Source organism: Acinetobacter sp. 243_ASPC (assembly GCF_001054715.1).
In the GTDB taxonomy this organism is placed as follows: Bacteria; Pseudomonadota; Gammaproteobacteria; order Pseudomonadales; family Moraxellaceae; genus Acinetobacter; species Acinetobacter soli.
On sequence record NZ_JVOR01000039.1, the window covers coordinates 1 to 8,725 of the forward strand.

8 protein-coding genes are annotated in these 8,725 nt (G+C 35.3%); 7 read left to right on the forward strand and 1 reads right to left on the reverse strand.

Translation table 11 applies throughout. The features are described 5' to 3' along the window. Positions 1-163: 163 nt before the first annotated feature. The 4 genes from ADA42_RS03895 to ADA42_RS03910 all read left to right on the forward strand — a co-directional run bounded on the left by ADA42_RS03895 (position 164) and on the right by ADA42_RS03910 (position 2,509). Positions 164-628: a hypothetical protein gene (locus ADA42_RS03895; RefSeq protein ID WP_048763682.1), complete on the forward strand. Its 465-nt coding sequence runs from the start codon at positions 164-166 to the stop codon at positions 626-628. Between the two features lie 52 nt (positions 629-680). Continuing rightward, positions 681-1,487, forward strand: a complete 807-nt coding sequence (locus tag ADA42_RS03900; protein WP_048763684.1) for a hypothetical protein — start codon at positions 681-683, stop codon at positions 1,485-1,487. A 103-nt stretch (positions 1,488-1,590) separates the two neighbouring features. Then, complete coding sequence (locus ADA42_RS03905; RefSeq protein ID WP_048763686.1) at positions 1,591-2,157, forward strand: hypothetical protein; 567 nt, start codon at positions 1,591-1,593, stop codon at positions 2,155-2,157. Beyond that, entirely contained in the window at positions 2,132-2,509 is a 378-nt protein-coding gene (locus ADA42_RS03910; protein WP_048763688.1) for a hypothetical protein, read from the forward strand. Before ADA42_RS03905 ends, ADA42_RS03910 begins: the two co-directional genes overlap by 26 nt. 266 nt (positions 2,510-2,775) lie before the next feature. On the opposite strand, the gene ADA42_RS03915 is transcribed toward ADA42_RS03910, so the two are convergent. Further along, positions 2,776-3,495, reverse strand: coding sequence for a hypothetical protein (locus ADA42_RS03915; RefSeq protein WP_048763690.1), 720 nt, complete (start codon positions 3,493-3,495; stop codon positions 2,776-2,778). A 138-nt stretch (positions 3,496-3,633) separates the two neighbouring features. Here ADA42_RS03915 and ADA42_RS03920 point away from each other — a divergent pair, with 138 nt between their 5' ends. The 3 genes from ADA42_RS03920 to ADA42_RS03930 all read left to right on the forward strand — a co-directional run bounded on the left by ADA42_RS03920 (position 3,634) and on the right by ADA42_RS03930 (position 8,259). Continuing rightward, positions 3,634-4,164: a hypothetical protein gene (locus ADA42_RS03920; protein ID WP_048763692.1), complete on the forward strand. Its 531-nt coding sequence runs from the start codon at positions 3,634-3,636 to the stop codon at positions 4,162-4,164. 138 nt (positions 4,165-4,302) lie between these two features. Then, positions 4,303-5,472, forward strand: coding sequence for a tyrosine-type recombinase/integrase (locus ADA42_RS03925; protein ID WP_048763693.1), 1,170 nt, complete (start codon positions 4,303-4,305; stop codon positions 5,470-5,472). Positions 5,473-5,538: 66 nt separating this feature from the next. Then, positions 5,539-8,259, forward strand: a complete 2,721-nt coding sequence (locus tag ADA42_RS03930) for a DEAD/DEAH box helicase (RefSeq protein ID WP_048763694.1) — start codon at positions 5,539-5,541, stop codon at positions 8,257-8,259. The last annotated feature ends 466 nt before the right edge of the window (positions 8,260-8,725 follow it).

The following is an 8,725-nucleotide window of genomic DNA, read 5'->3' on the forward strand; positions in this document are numbered from 1 at the left end:
TATCACTTATAAGTGTTGTTCAAATTTCCTGATCCACCTCTATACACATCCAAGTATTGAAAAAAGAATACAAGCGCTGCAGACAGGAATCCATTCGCCTGTTTAGTACAAGCAAATTTATAACGTATGAATGTTTTTAAAAACTCACCTACTGGAACATCTAATGAAAAAATTACTTTTGATCCCTTTACTCGGGATATCCGCCTATGCCAATGCAGTGCCTAACTTTTGGTCTTACGAGTTTTCACATGGGTTTGATGATTTCATCATTGAGAATCCAAAAAAACAAAGTTTGTATATTCATTGCAATAGTACCGCGACAGAAGAAGATGATCATTCAGTGACATTTATGGCTGGTCGTAAAAGTTACTCTTCGACTGATCAAGGACAGTTATCTTTGCTGCTTAATTCTAACGTGCAAGTTGATATTCCCAGTGAAACAGTTTCATATCGCAACTCATTAGCTTGGGATAAATTTAGACAGCAACTTGCCAAAGCTAAGCGAATAGAGGTGTTTTTTAATAATAAAAAGCTCGGCGAATTTAGTGTCAATCCGAACAGCAACAAAAATATCAAGTCAATTTCAAAAGATTCCTGTGAACCGATGATCTATCACAGCGTTTCTTAAGTTTGTTCCCCTTATACACAGTATCTAGCTGTGCAACTTCTCAGAGAAAATTATGTTAGTAACACTCGCAGCCCTGTTATTGGGGCTGGCAGTAATCGCTTTAATTCTTGGTCTTATACAGCCGAAATGGGTCTTGATTGGTAATGGTCACAAAACCAGAGCTAAAGTCCTTTTGATATATAGCTTGGTTTTTGTGATTGGAATTATTCTGAATGTGATCGCCTTACCGAGTTCTTTTGAAGCGGGTAAAAAGGCATTGAGTGATAAAAATTACGAGTATGCCATCATCAAACTCGAAAGTATTCCATCAGATGATAAGCATTACAGTGAAGCACAGGCTTTATTAAAGCAAGCTCATCTATTGCTCTGGCCATCTAAATTGGAAGCTGCCAAAAAAGCCAACACTGAGCACCAGTATGCTCGAGTCATTCAGCTTTTAACCGACTATCCTAAGAAAGAGGAAGGTTATACAGAAGCTTCGCAACTCATCGCGGCGGCCAATGCAGAGTTAGAGGAACAGCAAAAGCAAAAAAATGCGGAAGCTGCTGCCAAAGAAGCGGATGCAGCATATGCTAAAGCAGAGGAAGAACGAAAAAAAGCATTGTCTGACTATCCAGAATGCGATAGCAAAAACGCTACTGAGGCTGTAACCAGTGCTTTGGCTGATGCACCTTTAGGCCGAGTGCATGGGTATGCATTAATTAAAATCAAAAATGCTGCTGAATTGAGTGCATCTCCAGCCGAGCGCAAATGCCAAGGTATCGCATTTATGAATGATGGTAATAGCTATCCTATTATGTTCAGTTTTGCACGAGATGGAGAAGATATTATGGTTCAGGCTCAAGTCATCGGTCTGTAGTCGGCAGTACTTTTAAACTCAAACAACGTCAAATTTTTACATATCCCCATAACCAGTTATTGGTTATGGGTTTTTTACATTCAAAACTGCAAGGAACTTCATCATGAGTCAAATTCAACCACAATCTCGTATCTTTGATAAGGTAGGTTATGATCTTCTACACACAGCAACCTGCCCAAAACTGTCCGAAAGATCTAAAGCGAGTTTACATTACCAAATTTGGTATCAACCAGATCAAGATCATTATGCAATCAGTCTGAGTAAAAATGATTCAGCCGGTGGCTTTAGTACTGAGCTTATTCGAGTAACGGATATTCTTACATTACTAGCTGAACTACAAAAGTCGAATCAGCCATTTCATGCCACGGTTTTTAAACCACTATACATAGGAAAATCAGTAAATAATCACTGCTTTTTAGCAGCTGTATTGGTTGATCAGAACGTAATTCAGCTCCATCCACAAACAACTCGCTTGCTTGAAGTCAGCTCTGAATTCGAATTCTGGCCAATCAGCTTGAAAGGCTACCAAAATCATTCAAATGATCAAATCTCGGAGACTGAGTCGGTAACACTTAAGAAGCCCCCTTATACCCCCAAAAAACGTGAAAAAACAGGGGCTATTGATTCTGATTCGGAGCTGAACAATGAAAATCATCCAAAAATTAGCTGATTTGGTCGTTCTGGACGATGTAACTCCCCTACACTCATTAATCAAACTTTCTATAAGTTCCATCATCCAAAGTTTAGAACAGCAATACGAAACAGCTTATGAAGCCACCCTATACGGGTGGTTTTTAGTTTGTGAGTCTGTGAATGATTTGACTGATCCATTAGCTGAATTAAGTTTTTCTGTTTGTGAAAAAATAAATAATGGCGAAGTTGAATTTGTTGAACAGCAAGCTGACTGGTATGAGGTGTATATCACTATAAATGATACTGAAGGTGTATTGGTGTATGTTCCAAAGTATTTACTGAGTGCGAATCAACTGAGTACATTATGTGCCATTAGCAACAACTTCTAACCCTATGCTGACACCAGACAATTAATCTGCGTATAAATGATAATCAAGCATCCTAGCTTTGCTTGAAGCAGAGCTAGAGTGATGAATCATTTAGAAATGAATCAAACTTGCTCTAATACTAGAGCAACTTCATTAACTATCATCAAATCAATAATGCGACTAAGACCTTAGAAGAGACCCTAGTATTTGATCTGTTCTCGGTCCTCTTTTCATCCTAGTAAGGTAATAGTACGGTGATCAGTTTTTCTGATTAGCAGTTACACGTTCTAGCAGTCCTGTGGGCTGTGGTTTGGATTTGGCAGAGAAAAATAGCCTGTTTTTTTTGAATTTGACTTACAAAGTATGAATTTTAAATTTTGAGGTGCGGTTTCAAGATATTCATCACAGTAACGATTAAAAGTCTTTCTTGATATCTTAATTTTAGCAGTTTTATATTTTTCAAACTCAGACAAGGAAAAAAATATTTTTTTACTCGTCAAATCATCTTCAATTTTTCTAGTATTCATATATTCTTTTATAAATCTCGAAAATGAATTTTCATTTTCAATATATTCACACAAAGAATCATATAGTTCAGTTGAGTTATTAAATTCCTTTTTACTTAATACCAAATCCATAAAGTTATTAAATATTGGAGTGGAAATTATTCTTTTTGGTCTCTTATCTTCAATCATATTAATTGGCAAGCCGGAATTAATATCATAATTTTTCTCAATAAAATCATAAAATCCATCCTTATTAATATGCAAGTATTTTTCCAAATAAAATACATGGTAATCGTTTTTAAAAAATTCAAGAATTTTATATAACCTTTTATCGTAATCACAAGTATGAAGGGGCTTATAAAATACCTTTTGAAGCAATGATATTTTACTTATAAAACCAAATTCATTATTGCTATTTTTATTAACGTTATTATGAGTCAAATTTATAAGAATATCTAAATTTTGATTCATCATTTTATTTTCAAACTTGGTAAGTTTCATTAGTCACCCAAACGTACTAGAAATTAATCTTATTAGACAGTATAGGGGAATTTTTTATGTTCTTGTAGCATAGATTCTATCAAGTGATGAACAACAAATCTTGATTTTGAAAACTCAACCTATTGGAAGACTGTAAAGATGTATCTAAATAATTTCGTACTTAAAAGTTTTGACATAACATTTATAGGTGAAGGGATACTCTACTACACAAGTAACAATGTTATTAAGGTTAAAGACAATCAACTATATATTGAAATACATGTTGATTTTTGTTCAGGCTCGACTGAATGCACTCTTTTAATTCCTTTTAAAAAAATTCTTAAATTTTATTCAAAGTTTCGCATGGATCAATACATTAAATTTGATCACTTTGACAGCTTTGTCGAAAATTTATTTAGGAAGCATGTTGTTTTATATACATTAAGAGAACCTGATGTTGAGCTTTATATGGACTTTATTATTCATGTCATGGCGTTGTCTTTTATACAGCTATCCTTAAAGCTTAATATGATTGTTGAAGTTGAAAGTGAAACAACTTTTCGTAAAGAGTTTCAATCATCTAGCTATCCTAACTCTATTAAGTCATACGATTGGGTGGAGGAAGAAAGACTGTTAGATAGCGATATACTAAACGGCGATCAATTAGACGACTTTCTCATAGAGGTTTAAAAATAGCTACAAGTATCACTATAACTTATGTTTACTTAATATATGAGCCCTCTGACTATAATACATGACCAGAGGGTTTGTAATAGGTTTAAATATAAGAATATATATTTATTTTGACAAATAATTATTGAGGTTTCTATGTCAAAAAATATACTAGCTTGGAAAGAATTTGTACATGGTAAAGAGTATGATGCAAGTCTATTGGATCAAAGTTTCCAAGGATCTGGGCTTAAGTTTGTAACATCAACAAAGGGGGTTCGATTTCTGGCAAGATTTGTTTTTCAAAGTAAGAAAGTTTCCAAAAGTCTTGGATCATTCACTTATGATCAAGTACTTGAACAACTGGATATATTGCGGCTTGAACTTGCTGGATTTCGAAAAGCAATTGCCGAGAATCAGCATCCATTTGAGGTGATAACACCTGCGCAGAAATTGACACTGTCAAACTTCGCACGCAATATTTACCTACCCAATGCCAAAAGTCGAAAAAAGTCTTATCAAGATGATGAGTCGCGATTACGCATTCATATATTGCCCATTATTGGACATTTAACTTGGAATGAAATTAACACAGGGACATTAAGTCAACTTTTAAGTGATCTCAAGCACAAAAAAGAACTTAGTAATGCCACGTTAAATCGGATTCGGGCACTTCTTTCCGCGTTGTTTAATATGGCAATCGATTATGAATTTATTGATGCAAACCCAGCCTCACGTGTAAAAAAGTTCAATGAAAACAACCAAAAAGAGCGATATCTTAATGATGATGAATTAAAAGCATTATTACAGGTACTCACTCGCCCAACTGATTATGGTATCGATAATCTTGTGATTGTAGCTATCGTTAAGTTTTTACTTCTTACAGGTGTTCGTAAGCGTGAAGCTTTGGATTTGAAGTGGTGTGATGTCGACACGAATACAGGCGCTTGGTTACTTGGGGAAAATAAGTCAGGTAAAGCACGACGCATTCAATTGAATCAAGATGCTTTAAACATTATCAGAAAAATGTCTAGGCAATCAGCCTATATCTTTGCGAATCCCGTAACAGGTATTCCATTTAACGATATTCGCAAAACCTACGACAAAATTATGCTAGCAGCAAAAATTGACAATATGCGTATACATGATTTACGTCATAATTTTGCCAGTTTAGCTGTAAATAGTGGTCAAAGTCTTTACGTGGTTCAGCATTTGCTTGGCCATGCATCACCACAAACTACACAGCGTTATGCTCACTTGCAAACCGATACTCTACTCGCTGCTTCTGAGCAAGTTGCTCACATCATCAAAAACGCACAAGCCTCTTAATTTTCAAAATTATTTATCAATTTTTCATGGGAATGCTTTTCGGCATTCTCAAAGGACCCTTTTTTTGTGAAAACTCAAGATATCAAATTGGCAAATGGCCAATATTTAGATTTTACCGAATTACCATTTGAAAAAAATCAGTACTGTCTTATTACCGCTGGTACTGGTATGGGTAAAACGACAGTCGTAATGGAGCAACTACCCAACCATTTTGATTTGGTGCTCTTTTTATTACCATCAACCCTTAAAGTGTCTGAACTTGAGATGGACTACAACAAAACCAAAAAAAATGAAGCATCTAAGTATTTATTTTTTTACGACAACAAGCAACCGAAAGAGGATGCCTTTAAAAAGTTTAAAGGTGTCGTTGTATGCACGTATGATAAGTTCGACAAAGTAAACCATTTGATGACACCTATGCAAAAATCAAAGTGTATCTTAGTGGTGGATGAGGTACATAAGGTTTATAACACTGGTGGTTTCAGGGACACTGCACTTTTACCGATCGTTATCGAACTTCAAAAAAGAAGCTATCCATCTGTTCTATTCTTAACTGCGACCTTCACTTTTGAACGGTGGGAAGTGCTAAAAATCAGTTTAGACAATCACATTGCTTACAAGAAACTAGGTCGACCTGCACAACCTATAGAAGTCATCAATCTTGAGAAAGGCGATCAGTATACATTTATTACGATGATTGAAAAAAGGCTTGAAGATGCCAGAAAATTGAATCAACCGGGTAAACCATGCAAGAAGATTTTAATACGACTGAATAACCGAAAAAAATGCGAGTTAGTTGCTGCTTATTTTGAAAAGGAATATCAAGCTAAGTGCTTGATCGTTCATAGTCGAAATAAAAATGACAGTTCAGTGAATGCTATTTTTGATAAACAGCTGATTACGATGAATGTCGAGCTGGTGTTTAGTACTTCTATTCTGGACGAAGGTATTAATCTAAATAACGGTCAAAATGAAATTGACTCTATCTATGTGATCGGTAAAACTGCACATCCAGAAGAATTGGTTCAGTATCTTGGTCGTTTGCGCAATGCAGTTGCTCCCTGCTTTATTGTTATTCATACATCATTAGCTACGAATCATATGATGGATGTAAAAAAATTCCATCAAACGAAACAGGCTCGTTTGAAGAAGATTACAGATCAAATGAGTAAAATTGCTGGAATCATACAAGATGTAAGTGCCGATTTAGATTTCTTTTCTGGACCTGATAGACCCAAGTTAAGAACATTCGAACGTGTAGCCAAGTTGAATGAAACATTTCTGAGTTGGTGTGATGCTAAGCTATTTGGACAATATTCAGGAAAAGTCGTACAGAATTTTCCAAGTCTGGCTGCTCTTAGTTATCTTTTAGATTCTTCTGCAAGCTACGAGGATTTTCATTATTTCAGTCTCAGGGTAAAGCAATTATTGCCTAAAGCTCAGCTACGTTTATCGAAAGATAGCCATTTACAGACTCCTGCATATATTATGGAGTTTGTAAAAGAAATGAATGAAGTGACCAAAGAACAGTTTAGTTCTAGCATAGATGATGGCATGTTTATTTTTTTGGAGGGTTTAGATCAGGAGTATCTTGCTCATTTTTTCAACTCAAAGGAGTCTATCGATGAATGTGACTTCACTGAAGATGATCCTCCTTATAATCAATTATCGATGAAGAAAAAAATCATCACAGGTGGGCTGTGCAGTGATGATGAAATTGAAGATGATTTCCCAGAGAAGAAGGTTTTGGGCTTTCGAGAAAAGCTATCGAAATCTAAAGCGGCTATTAACACACAGATGCAATCACCTGAATCCGAGGAAAAGACTGTTCTGCCCGAAAGTATTCAGAAGTATAGGGAAAAATTTAAAAATAAGCATCGAACTAAGAAAGTGATAGCACCTTTAGCAGATGATTCAGATTTTGATCAATTTTACCCTAATCAGGCAAGTTCCTCTTTGTATCCTGAGGATGGACAGATTGATTTAGCTACTGAAAACAATCCAAACATTTCTCTACCGAAATACAACTCCTCTCAACCTATTTCAGACATTGAATGTTTAGCGAATGCATTTTCAGAAAAAAGTAAAAATGACGGTGAATTCATTAATAATCTGGTTAAGCGACGTAATGTGAAACATCATGCAGCTTGTGTTGAAGTGTTGCACGTTATCATTCAACTCGCAAAAGTTGTAACTAACTTAAGTGATATAAAGGATATTTTGGCTGAAGGAAATTATCAGAAGGTCATTCAGCTTGGTAAAAGCTATCAGGATAATACGGTTAGTCGCAATATTCTAAGACACCTAAAACAGCATTATTCAAAAAAAATTATCGCTGGGGATTTTCGAGTAGACGCTAATCTTGCAATTAAGTTAATGGCATCAGCGATTGACCGTTTGAAATCTAAAGAAAATCTACCTATGACGACGATTATTAAGATGAATATGCTTAACGGTATTAAGTATGATGCTAAAACAGATACTTATTTAATCGAAGCCAGCAAAGCATTCAACTTTATCAAGGCTAATTTTGACGTAGAGGATAAAAACGCTAAAAAACCAGATAAGCGTTACCTTAAAGTTAATCGATTGATTTATGGAAATTATTCGTTTAAAGCTTTGCAATTGGAGCCTTTTAAACTATTGCCAGAAAATAAGCCAACGGAGGTCAAAATTCGAAATGCTTTTTACGATAGTATTTCAGGAAATCATTTAAGAACTGAACCAAAGCCAAAAAATGAAGACCGTCATAAAATAATGCTGCTTTCTCTTACAGAATCGGATTAGGCTAATGCTTGCTGCCAAATTGATTATCTGAACTAGATCTTTCCTTATCATTCTCTTAATTCACTTGCATTCTCTGTTTTCGCTTAGCATTTGTTGTTGCAAAGCATGCTGTAACATACAATGCAAGTGAAGACGAGATGTGCAAATGCATAGGTGGAAAAAGTAGTCAGATCGACAATGATGGGATTTTTGTTAGTTAGCATCATCTACTGGAAAAGTATAAGGTGGAGTTTGGTTATGATAGAAAAATTTATCGTTATTGGAGTTAATTACTAGCTATGTGATTTGACTGAAGCTGTCTGATATAGCAAACGAATGAATAGAGCCATAAGCTTTCTTATGCTTACAAGTTTTGGATAGGAGAAGTATACGCGAATCCTGATAATTACCTATGTCATGATGTATTTTGAAGTGAAGTCATTTGATCATCGCACCATATTTTATTCTTTACGGTCTGACTTCATGC

Coding starts and splice junctions, on each gene's coding strand:
- ADA42_RS03910 (WP_048763688.1), top strand. CDS start 2,132: ATGAAAATCATCCAAAAATTAGCTGATTTGGTCGTTCTGGACGATGTA.
- ADA42_RS03920 (WP_048763692.1), top strand. CDS start 3,634: ATGTATCTAAATAATTTCGTACTTAAAAGTTTTGACATAACATTTATA.
- ADA42_RS03905 (WP_048763686.1), top strand. CDS start 1,591: ATGAGTCAAATTCAACCACAATCTCGTATCTTTGATAAGGTAGGTTAT.
- ADA42_RS03925 (WP_048763693.1), top strand. CDS start 4,303: ATGTCAAAAAATATACTAGCTTGGAAAGAATTTGTACATGGTAAAGAG.
- ADA42_RS03895 (WP_048763682.1), top strand. CDS start 164: ATGAAAAAATTACTTTTGATCCCTTTACTCGGGATATCCGCCTATGCC.
- ADA42_RS03900 (WP_048763684.1), top strand. CDS start 681: ATGTTAGTAACACTCGCAGCCCTGTTATTGGGGCTGGCAGTAATCGCT.
- ADA42_RS03915 (WP_048763690.1), bottom strand. CDS start 3,495: ATGAAACTTACCAAGTTTGAAAATAAAATGATGAATCAAAATTTAGAT.